Origin of the sequence: Streptomyces sp. NPDC093252 (assembly GCF_040683675.1) — a bacterium.
Classification (GTDB): Bacteria; Actinomycetota; Actinomycetes; order Streptomycetales; family Streptomycetaceae; genus Streptomyces.
The window spans coordinates 223402-238871 of record NZ_JBFBEM010000007.1; the positions used below are offsets into that span (position 1 = coordinate 223402).

Below are 15470 nucleotides of genomic sequence, written 5' to 3' on the forward strand. Positions count from 1 at the left end.
AGTGGCGCGTGCGAGGGTGAAGACCACTGGGGGAGAGCACCACCGAGGAGAGGGGACCTGCCATGGCCTGGCACCGGGAGCTGCTGATCGGCTTCGACCTGGAGACGACGGGGACGGACCCGCGGGAGGCGCGGATCGTCACGGGCGCCCTGGTCGAGGTCCGCGCCGGACAGGTCCTGGGCCACCGGGAGTGGCTGGCCGACCCCGGGGTGCCGATACCGCCGGACGCGGTCGCGGTGCACGGCATCAGCACGGAGCGCGCGGCGGCGGAGGGCCGTCCGGCCGACCGGGTGGCCGACGCGCTGGCGGGGGCGCTGACGGGGTACTGGGCGGCGGGCGTGCCGGTCGTCGCCTACAACGCGGCGTTCGATCTGACCCTGCTCAGCGCGGAGCTGCGGCGGCACGGGCTGCCGTCCCTGCGCGAGCGCCTCGGCGGCGCGGAACCCGGACCGGTCATCGACCCGTACACCATCGACCGCCGGGCCGACCGCTACCGGCGCGGCAAGCGGAATCTGGAGGCGGTCTGCGCGGAGTACGGGGTGGTGCTGGACGCCGCGCACAACGCGACGGCGGACGCGGCGGCGGCGGCGCGGCTCGCCTGCGCGATTGCCGTCCGGCACCCCAAGGTGGGGGACACCGGCGCCGGGGAGCTGCACCGCAGACAGGTGGGGTGGTACGCGGAGTGGGCGGCGGATTTCCAGCGGTTCCTCAGGGACAAGGGGGACGCTGCCGCGGTGGTGGACGGGGTGTGGCCGATACGGGAGCCGGCCGGGGAGAGGGTGTAGGGGCGGGCGGTTCCCGCCGGGGCTCCGGGGGGGGCTGGGCGGGGCGAGGCCGAGTCGGCGGTGCGCCCGGGATGGGGCGGCGGCGAGTCGGCGGTGCCCGCCAGAGCGGGTCGACGCATAGTCGGCGGTGTCCCCCGGGGTGGGGCGACGGCGAGTCGGCAGTGCCCCCGGGGCGGGTCAACGCCAAGTCGTGAGCGGCGCCGGACCCCCGGAGGGTGACCCGTCGGGGTTCACCGCGACCGACCGCGCGGGGACGGGCCGGACCGCCCCCGGAGGGGTGACCCTTCCCCGGAGGGTGCCCCGCCCGGAAGAGCGCCACCACCCCAGAGGCGTGCCCCTTCCCGGAAGGGCTGCCCGCCCGGGAGAGCGCCCCGCTCCGGAGGGTGACCCGGCCCCGAGGGGAGCGAAAACGTGTCGACAGTGGTCTTCGGCGCCCGGCAGGGTGCAGTCCATGACAAGCAGTGAAGTGTGGACCCGCGCGACCGCCGACCGTTACGACGCCGAGGAGGCCGACACGTCCTCCGCCGCCGCTCTCGGACCGGCTCTCGCCTTCCTCGCCGGGCTCGCCGGGGACGGCCGGGCACTGGAGTTCGCCATCGGAACCGGACGTGTGGGCGTCCCGCTCCGCGAGCGCGGGGTGCCGGTGACCGGGATCGAGCTGTCCGAGCACATGGTGGCGGTGCTGCGCCGCAAGGTCGACGAGAGCACGCTGCCGGTCGTCATCGGCGACATGGCGACCACCGTCGTCCCCGGCGAGTTCACCCTGGTCTATCTCGTCTACAACACCATCACGAACCTGCTCACACAGGACGAGCAGGTCGAGTGCTTCCGCAACGCGGCCCGTCATCTGGGGCCCGGCGGCCGGTTCGTCATCGAGCTGGGGGTGCCGCCGCTGCGGTTCCTGCCGCCCGGTCAGGTCGCGGTGCCGTTCGACGTCTCCGACCGTCATCTCGGCTTCGACACCCTCGACCCGGTCGAGCAGATGCTCGTCTCGCACCACTTCACCCGCGACGGCGACGACGGCCGCTACCGCCGCGAGAACTCCCGGCACCGGTACGCCTGGCCGGCGGAGCTGGACCTGATGGCACGGATCGCCGGTCTCGCACCGGAGCGCCGGGTCGCGGACTGGGACGGGACACCGTTCACCCGGGACTCAGGGAAGCACATCTCCGTATGGCGCAAGCCGCTCTGAGGCCGGCGGCGCCGACCGGCTCTCACCGCAGGTAACGCAGATGAAACACGAAAGGACAGGAACTGCCCTTCAGGGCACGGGGATTGCCCTTTCGGGCAGCTATGAAAACTCTTTCTATCGCTTGCAGAAAGGTCTTTCATAGCATCACGCCACGGCTTGAAAACGACGCCGAGAATGAGCCGCTGCACGGTCGGGCGTCCCCGAGAAGAAGGAAGAGACAGATGTCGTTTCTCGCGAACAACAAGCGACGTTCCGCGCTGATCGGTGCCGTCGCCGCCATGGCCGCGACGGCGGGCGTCGTGGCCACCGCCACCCCGGCCGCCGCGCAGGGCAACGTCTTCGTGTACGCCAACTACAACTACTCGATCCCGGTGTACCCCTCCGGCGCCCCGGTCTACGTCACGAACCTGACCGGTATCGCGAAGGACAGCATCTCCTCCGTGGGCGTCACCACGGACCACGGCATGTGCTTCTACGAGCACGCGAACTTCGGCGGCCTCGAGTTCAAGGTCGGCCGCGGCGAGTGGTGGGCCCAGGTCCCCAGTTGGATCAACGACAAGATCTCTTCCTACCGGCCCTGCTGACCTGACGGCAGGCCATCGGCCAGGGGGGATACGGTCCGGCCCAAGACCGCATCCCCCCTGTTCCACGCGCGGGGCGCCTCACAGATGCCTCATGGATGCCTCATGAACGCCTCATGGGGTGCCTCGTGGGGTGCCTCGTGGACACCTGTTGGGCGGCTCATCGGCGGCGAGGCCGTACACGATCCCGCCGCCCTAGGTCAGAACGGATACCAGCGGACCGACTCGTCCCCGTCCCGCAGGGACGCCACCCGGCGGCGGAACTCCGCGAGGGCCTTCGGATCGGCCGGGGCGTGCTGGGCCACCCACGCGCAGCTCGCCGTCTCCCGGGCGCCGCGCAGCACCCCGCAGCCCTCCCACTCCCGCACATCCCACCCGTACGCGGCGCTGAAGGTGCCGTACGCCTCCGCCCCCAGCCCGTAGCGGTCCCGGGACAGGGCCATGACCACCAGGTCGTGCTCGCGCAGATCGGCGGAGAAGGTCTCCAGGTCGACGAGGACCGGGCCGTCCGGGCCGATGTGGACATTGCGGGGGAGCGCGTCGCCGTGGATCGGCCCCGGCGTCAGATGCGGCGTCAGCCCGGCCGCAGCCGCCGCGAAACCGTCCCGGCGCTCGCGCAGGAACGCCGCGTCGGCCGGGTCGATTGCGTCACCCGCCAGCCGCAGCCAGCGTTCCACCCCGCCCAGCAGCTCCCGCGCCGGGAGCGGGAAGGGCGGAGCGGGGAGGGTGTGGACCAGGCGCAGCAGTTCGGCCAGATCGCCGGGACCGGCGGGCCGTACCGCGTCCGGCAGCCGGTGCCACACCGTCACCGGATGCCCGTCCACCGACCGAGCCACCGGCTCCGCCGCCCGCACCGCCGGTACCCCCGCCTCCGCCAGCCACAGCGCGACGGCCAGTTCCCGCCGGGCCCGCGCCAGCAGCTCCGCGTCCCGCCCGACCTTCACCACCACCTCACCGGCCGCGAACACCGCGTTCTCGCCCAGCGCGAGCAGCCGCGCCTCCCGCGCCGGTCCGGGCAGCACCCCCGCCCGCTCCAGTACGTCCCGCGCCCGTGCCTCGTCCATCGTCCGCCTCCGTGATCACCGCCAGGGCGTGCCGTCGGGTTCCCGCCACGCACCGGTCAGTGTCGCATTCGCACAGATCTCCGACGGCGCGCGGTGCCTTGACGGCCCCTGTCGCGTTCACGACCATGACGGGGGCCCGCCGGGTCCCGAACGTCACGAACCGTGCGAAGGAGCCGCTGACGTGACACTGGCGACCGAGGCCGAGCGCCCGGCCCGCCGCGCGCCCGCCCCCCGGCCCCGGCGGCGGGCCGCCGACCCCGGCGCCTGGTTCCTGGTCCTGCCCGCGCTGATCCCCATCCTGCTGCTCAGCGCCGGACCCCTGCTCTACGGGATCCTGCTGGCGTTCACGGACGCACAGTCCGGCCGCACCGAACCCACCCGGTGGATCGGCACCCTCAATTTCCAGGATCTGCTGAAGGACACCCTGTTCTGGGAGTCGTTCCGGATCGGGCTGGTGTGGGCGGCCGGGGTGACCGTGCCGCAGTTCCTGCTGGCCCTCGGCCTCGCGCTGCTGCTGAACGAGCGGCTGCGGCTGCGCTGGCTGGCCCGCGCGCTCGCGATCGTCCCGTGGGCGATGCCCGAGGTGGTGGTGGGGGTGATGTGGCGGCTGGTCTACCACCCGGACGCCGGTGTCCTCAACGAGACCCTGCGCGATCTGGGCCTGGGCGCGGGCCGCGACTGGCTCGGCACGCTCGGCACCGCCCTGCCCGCGGTGATCCTCGTCGGGATCTGGGCCGGGATGCCGCAGACCACGGTCGCCCTGCTCGCCGGGCTCCAGAACACCCCGCGCGAACTGCACGAGGCCGCCGCCCTGGACGGCGCCGGAGCCTGGCGCCGCTTCCGCACGGTGACCTGGCCCGCGCTGCGCCCCGTCGCCCTCGCCATCACCGCGCTCAATCTGATCTGGAACTTCAACGCCTTCGCCCTGATCTACGTCCTGACCAGCGGCGGGCCCGGCGGACGCACCCGGCTGCCGATGCTCTTCGCCTACGAAGAGGCGTTCCGCTACGGCCAGTTCGGCTACGCGGCGGCCATGGGCTGTGTGATGGTCGCCCTGATCTCGATCGTGCTCGCCGTCTTCCTGGCCGGCCGGCTCAGGGGAGGCGAGGAGTCATGAGAACGCGCACCAGGTCCTCCGGCGTGGCCCGCGCGGGCCAGTACGCGGCCCTGTGCTGCTACCTCCTCTTCCTCGCCCTCCCCTTCCTCTGGCTGCTCTCCACCGCCTTCAAACCCCCGCGCGAACTGGCCGGCCTGCACCCGACCTGGATCCCGGACCGGCCCACGCTGGACAACTTCCGGCAGGCGTTCGACGAACAGCCCCTGCTGCGGGCCGGGCTCAACTCCCTGCTGGCCGCCGTGGGCGCCGCCCTGATCGCCGTCCTGGTGGCCACCCCCATGGCCTATGTGATGGCCCGGCAGCGCACCCGGCTGGCGCGGGCGGCGAGCGGCTGGGTGGTGGTCAGCCAGGCGTTCCCCTTCGTCCTGGTGATCATCCCGCTGTTCCTGGTGCTGAAGAACCTGCGGCTGATCGACTCCGTGGCGGGGCTGGTGCTGGTGTACGTGGTGTGGGCGCTGCCGTTCGCGCTGTGGATGCTCACCGGGTATGTCCGGGCGGTGCCGGTGGAACTGGAGGAGGCGGCGGCCGTCGACGGGGCGGGACGGCTGCGGACCCTGGTGTCGGTGACCGCGCCGCTGCTCGCGCCGGGCATCGTGGCGACCGCCCTGTTCGCGTTCATCACGGCGTGGAACGAGTTCTTCTTCGCGCTGGTGCTGCTCAAGACCCCGGAGAAACAGACCCTGCCGGTGATCCTGACCCGCTTCATCGGCGCGGAGGGCGTCGCCGACCTCGGTCCGCTCGCCGCCGCGGCCGTGCTCGCCACCCTCCCCTCGCTGATCGTCTTCGCGGTCGTCCAGCGCCGGATCACCGGCGGCATGGTCGCCGGGGCGGTGAAGAGCTGATGCGCCGCCGCCGTACCGCGCCCCCGCGCACGCTCGCCGTCCTGGTCGCCGTCCTCGCCGTGCTGCTGGCCGGATGCACGGGCGGCGGGGGCCGGGCGGCGGACGCCGACGGGCGGATCACCCTGCGCTTCCAGTCGCTGGCCTGGCAGGAGGAGTCGGTGGCCGTGACCAAGGAACTGGTCGCGGAGTGGAACGCCACGCATCCCGGGGTCCGGGTGGAGTACGTCCAGGGCAGTTGGGACAGTGTGCACGACCAGTTGCTCACCTCCTTCGAGGGCGGTGAGGCACCCGACATCATCCATGACGCCTCCGACGACCTGGCCGACTTCGCCTACGGCGGCCATCTCGCCGATCTGACCGGGCTGCTCCCCGCCCGGCTCCGCTCCGACATCCCGGACCGCAGTTGGCGCACCACCACCTTCGGGGACGGGATCTACGGGGTGCCGTTCCTCCAGGAGCCCCGGGTGCTGATCGCCGACGCCGACCGGCTCGCGGAGTCCGGGGTCAGGATCCCGACGCCGGAGCGGCCCTGGAGCTGGGCGGAGTTCCGGGAGGTCACCAGGACCCTCTCCGGCGACGGCCGGTACGGGGTCGCCTGGCCGCTGAAGGACCCGGTCTCCGCCACCCTCAACCTCTCCCTCTCCACGGGCGGCAGGCTCTTCCACCGGGACCCCGACGGCAAGGTCACCATCCGCTACGAGCCCGGCGACGCGGTCGTCCCGAACACCATCCACGCCCAGACCGGCCCCGACGCCAGCGCCTCGCCGACCACCCTGGGCAGCGGCGGCTCCGACACCCTGCCCGGCTTCTTCGGCGGCCGGTACGCGATGGTGCCGCTCGGCTTCTCCTACCGGCAGCAGATCGTGCAGCAGGCGCCGGAGGGCTTCGACTGGCAGGTGCTGCCCGCCCCGGCCGGGGCCGGGGGACTCACCCAGGGCGTCAGCCCGCAGACCCTCTCGATCGCCGCGGACAGCCCGTACCCGGAACAGGCCGTCGCGTTCCTCGACTTCCTGCTCCAGCCGCGGAACATGGTCCGGCTCGCCCTCGGCGACTGGATGCTCCCCACGGGGACGGCCGCGCTCGCCGACCCGGCCCTGCACACCACCGAGCACGACTGGGCCACCGGCACCGCCCTCGCCGCCGGACTGCGCCCCGCCCCGGCGCAGTCCGTCCGGGGCTACCCGGAGTGGAAGGACAAGGTGGCGACCCCGGCGTTCCAGGAGTACTACAGCGGCGCGATCGACGCGGCCGAACTGGAACGACGGCTGGAGCGGGACGGCAATCTGGTGCTGGCGCGCTATCAGCGATGACGGGGCGTGGTGCGGGGCCGGAGTTTCCGGGACCGGCCCCGACCGGTCGCCCCCTGGGAAGGGGCCTGCCCCATGGCCCCCCGGGGAGGAGCCGGCCCGTGCCCCCGGGAAAGGGCCTGCCCGTGCCCTCGGGGAGGGGCTCGCCCCGGCCGACTGCCGCGCTGCCCCGCCGAATGCCCCGCCGAAAACCGGTTGCCACCCGCCCCACCCCCGCCTAGCGTGCCCCCCGTGGCAGGTTGCAACGCGATTTTCTTCTCCGGTTACGGCCGGGGCTGCACGCACTACATCCGTATGCGTGGTTGCCCCGAAGCCCTGACCGGGCCGGGGCGCGACACCCGCTGATCCAGGGTCGGTAGAACCCGACGCGGGCCTTCCTTCGCCACCCTTCTCTCTTCATCTGTCTTCCGGTCAGGGCCTTCGGCTGCCCTTTTCCCCCTTTTTCACGGAAGACAAGGACCCGCTGGCATGGCCCGCCCTTCGCGTACCTCGCGTGCGCTCTCGCAGCACTTCCTCACCGACCGAGCCGCCGCCGAACGGCTCGCCCGCCTCGCCGTCCCGTCCGGCGACGGCCCCGCCCCCCTCGTCCTCGAAGTCGGCGCCGGACAGGGCGCGCTGACCCACCCTCTGGCCCCCCGCTGCGCGGAACTGCGCGCCTACGAGATCGACCGGCGACTGATCCCCGCACTGCGCGCCCGCTTCACGGACACCCCGCAGGTACGGGTCGTCGCGGGCGACTTCCTCACCGCCCACCCGCCCAGCACCCCCTTCGCGGTCGCCGGGAACGTCCCCTTCTCCCGCACCGCCGAGGTCGTCGACTGGTGTCTGCGCGCCCCCGCGCTCACCGGCGCGACCCTGCTCACCCAGCTCGCATACGCCCGCAAGCGCACCGGCGACTACGGGAGCTGGACTCTGCTGACCGTCCGCACCTGGCCGGGGCACGAGTGGCGGCTGCTCGCCCGGGTCGGCCGGTACAGCTTCCGCCCGGTGCCGAGGGTGGACGCCGGGATCATCCGCATCGACCGCCGCCCCACCCCGCTGCTCCCCGCCGACGCCCTGCCGCGCTGGCGGGACCTGGTGGAACTGGGCTTCACCGGGGTCGGCGGCAGTCTGCACGCCTCACTGCGGCGGGCGTACCCGAGGCGCCGGGTGGATACGGCGTTCCGGGCGGCCCGGATCGACCCGGGCGCGCTGGTGGGGGAGGTGCCCCCGGCCCGCTGGCTCCGCCTGTACGAGGCGCTGACCGCGTAGGGCGCGGCAGGGTGCCCTGGGAGAGGGGGGGGAGGGAGCGGGCTGCGGGAATTGGAGTTGCACGAGACGTCTCGTCTCGTTTAAGGTTCCTGGCATGACGACTCCAGCCGTACGCCCCGCCCACATCGCCATGTTCTCGATCGCCGCCCATGGCCACGTGAACCCCAGCCTGGAGGTCATCCGCGAGCTGGTGGCCCGCGGCCACCGGGTGACGTACGCGATCCCGCCGTCCTTCGCGGAGAAGGTCGCCGGGACCGGCGCCGAGGTGAAGCCCTGGAACTCCACGCTGCCGGGTCCCGACGCGGACCCGGAGGCGTGGGGTTCGACCCTGCTCGACAACGTGGAGCCGTTCCTGGACGACGCGATCCAGGCCCTGCCGCAACTCCTCGACGCCTACGAGGGCGACGAACCCGATCTGGTCCTCCAGGACATCTCCTCCTACCCCGCCCGGGTGCTCGCCCACCGCTGGGGCGTCCCCGCGATCTCCCTCTCCCCGAACCTCGTCGCCTGGGAGGGCTACGAGCAGGAGGTCGCCGAGCCGATGTGGGCGGAGCCGAAGAAGACCGAGCGGGGCCGCGCGTACTACGCCCGGTTCACCGCCTGGCTGCGCGAGAACGGCATCGACCTGCACCCCGACGACTTCGGCGGCCGTCCCGACCGCTCGATCGTCCTGATCCCCAAGGCGCTCCAGCCGAACGCCGACCGCGTCGACACCACCGTCCACACCTTCGTCGGCGCCTGCCAGGGCGACCGCGCGGCCCAGGGCGACTGGCGGCGGCCGGCCGACGCGGAGACCGTCGTCCTGGTCTCCCTGGGCTCGGCGTTCACCAAGCGCCCCGACTTCTACCGGGCGTGTCTGGCCGCCTTCGGCGGGCGGCCCGGTGTCCGGCTGGTCCTCCAGATCGGCCGGCATGTGGACCCGGCCGAGCTGGGCGAGATCCCGGCGAACACCGAGGTCCACTCCTGGGTTCCGCAACTGGCGATCCTGCGCCGGGCCGACCTGTTCGTCACCCACGCGGGCGCCGGCGGCAGCCAGGAGGGCCTGGCCACGGCCACCCCGATGATCGCCGTCCCCCAGGCCGTCGACCAGTTCGGCAACGCGGAGATGCTCCGGTCGCTGGGCGTGGCCGAGGTCGTCCCGACGGAGGCCACCACGGAAGGGGCCATGGCGGACGCCCTCCGCACCGCCGCCGCCGAGCTGCTGGGCGACCCCCGGGTCGCCGCCCGGCTCAAGGAGATCCAGGCCGCCATGGCCGACGAGGGCGGCACCCGCCGGGCCGCCGACCTCATCGAGGCCGCCCTGCCCGGGGCGCGCCGGGACAGCGCCTGACCGGACAGCACGCGACGAGGGCCCGTCGGTTCCCCCGTGAACCGACGGGCCCTCGTCCGCACCCCGGGTCGCCTGGCCCGTCCGGGCCCCGGGCCGCCCGACCCGTCCGCCCCCAGGGCCGCCCCACCCGTACGGGCCCCGGGGCCGCTGCGGCCCGTCCGGCCGCCGCTACACCCCCACCCGCTGACCCTCCTCGCGGGTCGGGCGGTCGCCGCCCGGCTCCTCCGGGGTCTCGTCATGGGTGAGGTCGGGGAGGCGGCGCAGCCACTTCGGGAAGTACCAGTTGCGCTCGCCGAGCAGGGCCATCACCGCCGGGAGCAGGACACCGCGGATGATCGTCGCGTCGATCAGGACCGCCGCCGCCAGGCCCACGCCCATCTGCTTCATCGACTGCATCGACAGCGTGCCGAAGATGGCGAACACGGCCACCATGATGACCGCGGCGCTGGTCACCACCCCGGCCGTGGTGACCACACCGTGGGTGATCGCGTCCTTGGTCGTCCGCCCCCGCAGCCGTGCCTCGCGGATCCGGGACACCACGAACACGTGGTAGTCCATCGACAGCCCGAACAGGATCACGAACAGGAACAGCGGCAGCCAGCTCACGATCGCGCCGACCCCCTCGGCGCCCACCAGGGACGCGCCCCAGCCGTGCTGGAAGACGGCGACGAGGATGCCGTAGGCGGCACCGACCGACAGCAGGTTCAGCACGATCGAGGTGAGCGCGACGGTCAGGGAGCGGAACGAGAGCAGCATCAGAACGAAAGCGAACACGATCACGAAGACGAACACCGGAACAACCGACCCGAGCAACTGATCACTGAAGTCCTTCGACCCGGCGACCTGACCGGTGACCGGCGCCTCGACCCCGTCGACCGCACCGAGCGTCGCGGGCCGCACCTCGTCGCGCAGGATGTCCAGGCTGGCGCCCGCCTCGTCCAGATCGGAGCCGCCGACCAGCGGAACGTAGACGAAGGCGATGTTGTGCTCGTCGTGCACCTTGATCTCGACCGGGCCGCGCGAGGCACCCGAACCGACCGCCCGCTCCCGGAACTCGGCGAGCGCCGACCGCACCTCGGGCGCGTTGATGTCGGGGGCCTTCACCACCACCTCGGCGGGCTCGGACCCGCCCGGGAACGCCTCGTTGACCCGCTCGTACGTCTGGACGATCGGCAGCGAGTCGCCGAACTCCTGGTCCAGCGTGAGTTCCTGTGTCTTCATCCCCACCGCGGGCGCCGCCACCGCCAGCAGCGCGCCCACCGCGACCACCACCGACACCACCGGCCGGGCCAGCACCCCCTTGAGGACCGCGCTCCAGAACCGACTGCCGCTGTTGCCGGCCGTGCTGCGGCGGCGCAGGAACGGCACCCTGCCCTTCTCCACCCGCTCGCCCAGCAGCGACAGCACCGCAGGCAGCACGGTCACCGAGCCGACCATCGCCACCGCCACCACGATCAGCGAGGCCAGCCCCATCGCCTCGAACTCGGCGATCCCGGTGAACAGCATCCCTGCCATCGCCACGCACACCGTCACCCCGGACACCACGATCGCCCGGCCACTGGTCGCGGCGGCGATCTCCAGCGCCCGGCGCGCGTCCCGCCCGGCCTGCCGCTCCTCGCGCTCCCGGCGCAGATAGAACAGGCAGTAGTCCACCCCGACCGCCAGACCCACCAGCAGCATCACGGAGTTGGCGGTGTCGCTCATCGGCATCAGATGGCTGACCAGCCCCATCAGACCCATGGTCGCCATGATCGCGGTGATCGCCAGCAGCACCGGCACCAGCGCCGCGACCAGCGCGCCGAACGCGATCAGCAGAATGCCGAGCGCCACCGGCACCGCCGAGTACTCGGCCTGCTTGAAGTCGTCGCCGAACGCGTCGTCGAACGTCTTCATCATGCTGGCGCCGCCGATCTCCTCGATCCGCAGCGACCCGTGCTCCGACTGCACCTTCCCGACCGCGTCCAGCACCGGCTGCACCCGCTCGCCCGCGGTGTCGGAGTCGCCCCGCATGTCGAACTGGACCAGTGCGCTGCGGCCGTCCTCGGAGACCGTTCCGGTGTCGTAGGGGGAGGTGATCCCGGTGACCTCGCCCGTGGCCTCGACCGCCGACGTCACCGCGTCGACCGCCGCCCGGAACGGCGCGTCGGTGGCGGTCAGCGAGCCGTCCCGCGACTGGATCAGCACCGTCTCACCGGCCGGTTCCTCGATCCCGGCGTCCTCGATGATCCTGGCCGCGGTCTGGGTCTCCCCCTTGAGCTGCTCGCTGTCCTTCACCTCGACCGTGCCCGCCGCGGAACCGAGTCCCATCGCCAGCGCCACGAACAGCACCCAGATCCCGACCGCCGCCCACCGGTGCCGGGCACTCCAGCCGCCGGCCCGCGCGGCGACGCCCCGCACTTTTCTGTGTCCGTTCCCCATGACGGGCTGCCCCCTCGCGATCGGTGGCCGCCTGCTGCCGCCACCCTCCGCATCGAAGGTATGGGCGGGATAAAGCCATCTCGTCGTACTGGCGTGTGAAAGGAAACTGGCCGGGATCATCCCCTCGGCCCCCGTTCCGTACCCTCCCGGGATGACATCGGCCCCTTACACCTATCGCCCCGTATCCGGGACAGCGCTCAGGGTCCGGACGCCCCCGATGTCCCCACACATGCCATTTGCCAAGCTTGTTGAACAAGTCACAGCAGGCCGCGGAGGTTGATCCGGCACCCGTTCTTCGGCGAGAGTTTGGCCGTGCGCGGCGGCCGTCGTGCCCACCCCCACGGGGCACGACGGCCCGCGTACAGTGACCCGATGACGACCCGGACGACCACCTACGCGGCCCTGCTGCGCGGCATCAATGTCGGCGGCAGCCGCAAGCTTCCGATGGCCGATCTGCGCACCCTGATGGAGGGCCTCGGTCATCTCGGGGTCCGCACCCATCTCCAGAGCGGCCAGGCCGTCTTCACCGCGACCCGAGGGGACGAGGACACCCTCGCGGCGGAACTCGCGGCGGCGGTCGAGGAGCGCTTCGGCTTCCCGGTCGACATCCTGGTCCGCGACCACGCCTACCTCAGGGCCGTCGCCGACGCCTGCCCCTACCCGGCCGCCGAACTGGAGCCCCGGCAGCTCCATGTCACCTACTTCTCGGCCCCGGTGGACGACTCCCGCTTCACCGGCCTGGACCGGGCGGTGTTCCTCCCCGAGGAGTTCACCCTCGGCGACCGCGCCCTCTACCTCTACGCCCCCGAGGGCCTGGGCCGCTCCAAACTCGCCGAGACCCTCGCCAAACCCCGCCACACCAAGGGCCTGACGGCAACGACCCGCAACTGGAACACGGTCGTCAAACTGGTCGAAATGACAACAACCCCCTGACCGAAAAGGCGTTCAGAGGACGCCGGGGATACTTCCACCCGGCACCGAACCGGCTTTCAAGGGACGCCGGGATACTCCCGCCGGGCCACCGCAAAGGCTTTTAGGGGCGCGGGGAACTGCGCGACCAGCCCCCACCGACCCGCACCCGCCCCCCACCTCAAGCCCACCCTCAAGCCCCCACCGCCACCGCCCCCGAAGCATCCCAAGCCCCCTCGAACCGCTGAAGCACCACCCGAGCCACCTCCACCCCGTCCCCCAGCACCGCACCCACCACATCCGCCCCCGCAGCCCCCGCCCCCCGCACGATCCGGTCCGGCAGGAACCCCGGCGCCAGCACATACGGCGCCACCACCACCCGCGCACACCCCGCCGCGAACAGCTCCCGCACCGCGTCCTCGGTCCGCGGCAGCCGCGCCGACGCGTACGCGGGCGTCACCGCCCGCCACCCCCCACGCCGCCGCCACTCCCTCGCCAGTCGCCCGATCACCGCGATGGCCTCGGGGTCCGTCGACCCCGCCGACGCCAGCACCACCCCCGTCGAGGACCGGTCGCCGTCCGTCAGCCCGGCCTCGTACAGCCGTCGTTCCAGGCCCGCGACCAGCAGCGGCGACGGGCCAAGCACCTCCGCCTGCCGGACCCGCATCCCCGGCGGAGCCTCCCGCAGGACCGCCGGGATGTCCGCCTTGGCGTGGAACGCCCGGGTCAGCAGCAGCGGCAGGGCGATCACATCGTCCACCCCCTCCGCCGCCAGCGAGGCCAGCACCGCCGGGACGGAGGGGAGGTTGAAGTCCAGGAACCCGGTCTCGACCCGCAGCCCCGGCCGCAGCGACCGGACGCGCGCCACCAGGGCGTGCACGGTCGCGGCGTGCCGCGGATCGCGGCTGCCGTGGGCGACGACGACGAGAACGGGCTCCCGGCCCCTCACAGGGAACATCGCGGTCAGCTCTTCACCAGCAGCCCGCGACTGCGCAGCACCCGCCGCTCCAGCGGACTGAAGATCAGCAGGTCGATGGCGATACCGACGGTCAGGATCAGCAGGATCGCCAGGAACACCATGGACATCGAGCTGGTGTTGCGCCCGTTCTCCAGCAACTGGCCGAGCCCGACGCCGAGATCCGGCGAGGAGGCGATGATCTCGGCGGCCATCAGCGACCGCCAGGAGAACGCCCAGCCCTGCTTCAGACCACCGAGATAGCCCGGCAGCGCGGCCGGCATCACGATGTGCCAGGTGCCCTTCAGCCCGGTCGCGCCCATCGTGCGCCCGGCCCGCAGAAACAGCGGCGGCACCTGGTTCACGCCCGACACCAGCCCGTTCGCGATGGACGGCACCGCGCCGAGCAGGATGACCGCGTACATCATCTGGTTGTTCAGGCCCAGCCAGATCACGGCCGGCGGGACCCAGGCCACCGACGGCAGGGACTGGAGGCCGGACAGGATCGGGCCGATCGCCGCCCGTACGAACCGGACCCGCGCCACCAGCAGACCCAGCGGGGTGCCGATGGCGAGGGCCAGCAGGAAGCCCAGCAGACCGCGCGAGACACTCGTCCAGATGTAGCCGATGAGATCGCCCTTGAGCCAGGCGCTCTCGACCTCGCTCCACACATCCCCGGGCGAGGGCAGCCTGCTCGGGTCGTCGACCACGTTGAAGGTGATCAGCGCCTGCCACACCGCCACCACCAGCACGATGGCGGTGACCGGCGGCAGGACCTTCTGCACCAGCGTGGTGCGCCACGGCGTACGGCGCGTCTGGACGGTGTCCAGGGCGTCGAGCCCCGCCTCGACACTGGCCAGATCGTGGCGCTCCCGGTGCTCCGGGCCGTCCTTGGCGACGGAGGTGTCAGTGCTGGCCATGACGGCGGATCTCCCCACGCAGTTCTTCGGTGATCTCCCGGGACAGCTCCGCGACATCCGCGTCCTCGATGCGGCGCGGCTGCGGAATGTCCACGGTCCATTCGCGGGCGATCCGGCCCGGCCGGGACGACAGCAGCACCACCCGCTGGGCGAGCCGCACCGCCTCGCGCACGTTGTGCGTCACGAACAGCACCGAGACGCCCGTCTCGCTCCAGATCCGGGTCAGCTCGTCGTGCAGCACGTCCCGGGTGATGGCGTCGAGCGCCGCGAACGGCTCGTCCATCAGCAGCAGCCTGCTGTCCTGGGCCAGCGAGCGGGCCAGGGCCACCCGCTGGCGCATCCCGCCGGACAGCTCGTGCACCCGCTTGCCGTACGCCCCCTGGAGCCGGACCAGCTCCAGCAGTCGTTCGGCGCGCTCGCGGCGCAGCGGCTTGGCCACCCCGCCGAGCTTCAGCGCCAGTTCGATGTTCTTGCCCGCGGTCAGCCACGGGAACAGCGCGTGCTCCTGGAACATCAGCGCCGGCCGGCCGTCCGTGCTGATGGCACCGGCGCTGGGCCGGTCCAGGCCCGCCACCAGGTTCAGCAGGGTGGACTTGCCGCAGCCCGAGGCTCCCAGGAGGGTGACGAACTCACCCGGGGCGACATCGAGCGTGATGTCGTCCAGGACGAGCTGCTGCCCGGCGGGGCCTGCGAAGGACTTCGAGACATGATCGATACGGGCGGCGTGCTCCGCCGCCGTGCCGGCATCGGCGGCCTTGGCAAGGGTCGTCGTCACCATGGTCGTCACCTCCTGGGATGT

The 15470-nt window shown here is 72.5% G+C and carries 13 protein-coding genes and 1 pseudogene; 9 read left to right on the top strand and 5 right to left on the bottom strand.

Annotated elements, in window-relative coordinates:
- The first annotated feature begins 62 nt into the window (after positions 1-62).
- The 3 genes from AB0O01_RS16825 to AB0O01_RS16835 all read left to right on the top strand — a co-directional run bounded on the left by AB0O01_RS16825 (position 63) and on the right by AB0O01_RS16835 (position 2561).
- Entirely contained in the window at positions 63-785 is a 723-nt protein-coding gene (locus tag AB0O01_RS16825; protein ID WP_365314076.1) for a 3'-5' exonuclease, read from the top strand.
- 451 nt (positions 786-1236) lie between these two features.
- The gene (locus tag AB0O01_RS16830) at positions 1237-1977 is read left to right on the top strand and encodes a class I SAM-dependent methyltransferase (protein ID WP_365314078.1); all 741 of its coding nucleotides are present in this window, start codon (positions 1237-1239) and stop codon (positions 1975-1977) included.
- 221 nt (positions 1978-2198) lie between these two features.
- Positions 2199-2561 carry a hypothetical protein gene (locus tag AB0O01_RS16835; protein WP_365314079.1) on the top strand — a complete coding sequence of 121 codons (363 nt, stop codon included), beginning with the start codon at positions 2199-2201 and terminating at the stop codon, positions 2559-2561.
- A gap of 197 nt (positions 2562-2758) precedes the next feature.
- On the opposite strand, the gene AB0O01_RS16840 is transcribed toward AB0O01_RS16835, so the two are convergent.
- Positions 2759-3622 (bottom strand): aminoglycoside phosphotransferase family protein, encoded by an 864-nt coding sequence (locus AB0O01_RS16840; protein WP_365314080.1) that lies wholly within the window; start codon positions 3620-3622, stop codon positions 2759-2761.
- Between the two features lie 181 nt (positions 3623-3803).
- Here AB0O01_RS16840 and AB0O01_RS16845 point away from each other — a divergent pair, with 181 nt between their 5' ends.
- From AB0O01_RS16845 to mgt, 5 genes and pseudogenes are all read left to right on the top strand, one after another.
- Positions 3804-4739 carry a sugar ABC transporter permease gene (locus AB0O01_RS16845; protein ID WP_365314082.1) on the top strand — a complete coding sequence of 312 codons (936 nt, stop codon included), beginning with the start codon at positions 3804-3806 and terminating at the stop codon, positions 4737-4739.
- Entirely contained in the window at positions 4736-5581 is an 846-nt protein-coding gene (locus AB0O01_RS16850; protein ID WP_365314084.1) for a carbohydrate ABC transporter permease, read from the top strand. Before AB0O01_RS16845 ends, AB0O01_RS16850 begins: the two co-directional genes overlap by 4 nt.
- Positions 5581-6891: an extracellular solute-binding protein gene (locus AB0O01_RS16855; RefSeq protein WP_365314085.1), complete on the top strand. Its 1311-nt coding sequence runs from the start codon at positions 5581-5583 to the stop codon at positions 6889-6891. Before AB0O01_RS16850 ends, AB0O01_RS16855 begins: the two co-directional genes overlap by 1 nt.
- A 465-nt stretch (positions 6892-7356) precedes the next feature.
- The gene (gene erm / locus AB0O01_RS16860) at positions 7357-8139 is read left to right on the top strand and encodes an ErmE/ErmH/ErmO/ErmR family 23S rRNA (adenine(2058)-N(6))-methyltransferase (RefSeq protein ID WP_365314087.1); all 783 of its coding nucleotides are present in this window, start codon (positions 7357-7359) and stop codon (positions 8137-8139) included.
- 42 nt (positions 8140-8181) lie between these two features.
- Positions 8182-9469 (top strand): annotated as a pseudogene (mgt, locus tag AB0O01_RS16865) (macrolide-inactivating glycosyltransferase).
- 168 nt (positions 9470-9637) lie between these two features.
- Here mgt and AB0O01_RS16870 read toward each other — a convergent pair.
- Entirely contained in the window at positions 9638-11887 is a 2250-nt protein-coding gene (locus AB0O01_RS16870) for an MMPL family transporter (protein WP_365314089.1), read from the bottom strand.
- Positions 11888-12259: 372 nt separating this feature from the next.
- Between AB0O01_RS16870 and AB0O01_RS16875 the strand changes: the two genes are divergently transcribed.
- Positions 12260-12820 (top strand): DUF1697 domain-containing protein, encoded by a 561-nt coding sequence (locus AB0O01_RS16875; protein ID WP_365314090.1) that lies wholly within the window; start codon positions 12260-12262, stop codon positions 12818-12820.
- 169 nt (positions 12821-12989) lie between these two features.
- Here the strand turns inward: AB0O01_RS16875 and AB0O01_RS16880 are convergent, their stop codons facing one another.
- Genes AB0O01_RS16880 through AB0O01_RS16890 form a run of 3 tightly spaced genes read right to left on the bottom strand, consistent with a single transcriptional unit; the run spans position 12990 to position 15449 of the window.
- Complete coding sequence (locus tag AB0O01_RS16880) at positions 12990-13754, bottom strand: CbiX/SirB N-terminal domain-containing protein (RefSeq protein ID WP_365314092.1); 765 nt, start codon at positions 13752-13754, stop codon at positions 12990-12992.
- A gap of 5 nt (positions 13755-13759) precedes the next feature.
- Entirely contained in the window at positions 13760-14671 is a 912-nt protein-coding gene (locus AB0O01_RS16885) for an ABC transporter permease (RefSeq protein ID WP_365314093.1), read from the bottom strand.
- The gene (locus tag AB0O01_RS16890; protein WP_365314096.1) at positions 14658-15449 is read right to left on the bottom strand and encodes an ABC transporter ATP-binding protein; all 792 of its coding nucleotides are present in this window, start codon (positions 15447-15449) and stop codon (positions 14658-14660) included. The genes AB0O01_RS16885 and AB0O01_RS16890 overlap by 14 nt, the downstream gene beginning before the upstream one ends.
- Positions 15450-15470: the final 21 nt, after the last annotated feature.

What these genes read in the sequence shown, in the direction of transcription:
- AB0O01_RS16890 (WP_365314096.1), bottom strand. Translation starts at nt 15,449, where the DNA reads ATGGTGACGACGACCCTTGCCAAGGCCGCCGATGCCGGCACGGCGGCG.
- AB0O01_RS16870 (WP_365314089.1), bottom strand. Translation starts at nt 11,887, where the DNA reads ATGGGGAACGGACACAGAAAAGTGCGGGGCGTCGCCGCGCGGGCCGGC.
- AB0O01_RS16835 (WP_365314079.1), top strand. Translation starts at nt 2,199, where the DNA reads ATGTCGTTTCTCGCGAACAACAAGCGACGTTCCGCGCTGATCGGTGCC.
- AB0O01_RS16850 (WP_365314084.1), top strand. Translation starts at nt 4,736, where the DNA reads ATGAGAACGCGCACCAGGTCCTCCGGCGTGGCCCGCGCGGGCCAGTAC.
- AB0O01_RS16830 (WP_365314078.1), top strand. Translation starts at nt 1,237, where the DNA reads ATGACAAGCAGTGAAGTGTGGACCCGCGCGACCGCCGACCGTTACGAC.
- AB0O01_RS16875 (WP_365314090.1), top strand. Translation starts at nt 12,260, where the DNA reads ATGACGACCCGGACGACCACCTACGCGGCCCTGCTGCGCGGCATCAAT.
- erm (WP_365314087.1), top strand. Translation starts at nt 7,357, where the DNA reads ATGGCCCGCCCTTCGCGTACCTCGCGTGCGCTCTCGCAGCACTTCCTC.
- AB0O01_RS16825 (WP_365314076.1), top strand. Translation starts at nt 63, where the DNA reads ATGGCCTGGCACCGGGAGCTGCTGATCGGCTTCGACCTGGAGACGACG.
- AB0O01_RS16840 (WP_365314080.1), bottom strand. Translation starts at nt 3,622, where the DNA reads ATGGACGAGGCACGGGCGCGGGACGTACTGGAGCGGGCGGGGGTGCTG.
- AB0O01_RS16855 (WP_365314085.1), top strand. Translation starts at nt 5,581, where the DNA reads ATGCGCCGCCGCCGTACCGCGCCCCCGCGCACGCTCGCCGTCCTGGTC.
- AB0O01_RS16885 (WP_365314093.1), bottom strand. Translation starts at nt 14,671, where the DNA reads ATGGCCAGCACTGACACCTCCGTCGCCAAGGACGGCCCGGAGCACCGG.
- AB0O01_RS16880 (WP_365314092.1), bottom strand. Translation starts at nt 13,754, where the DNA reads ATGTTCCCTGTGAGGGGCCGGGAGCCCGTTCTCGTCGTCGTCGCCCAC.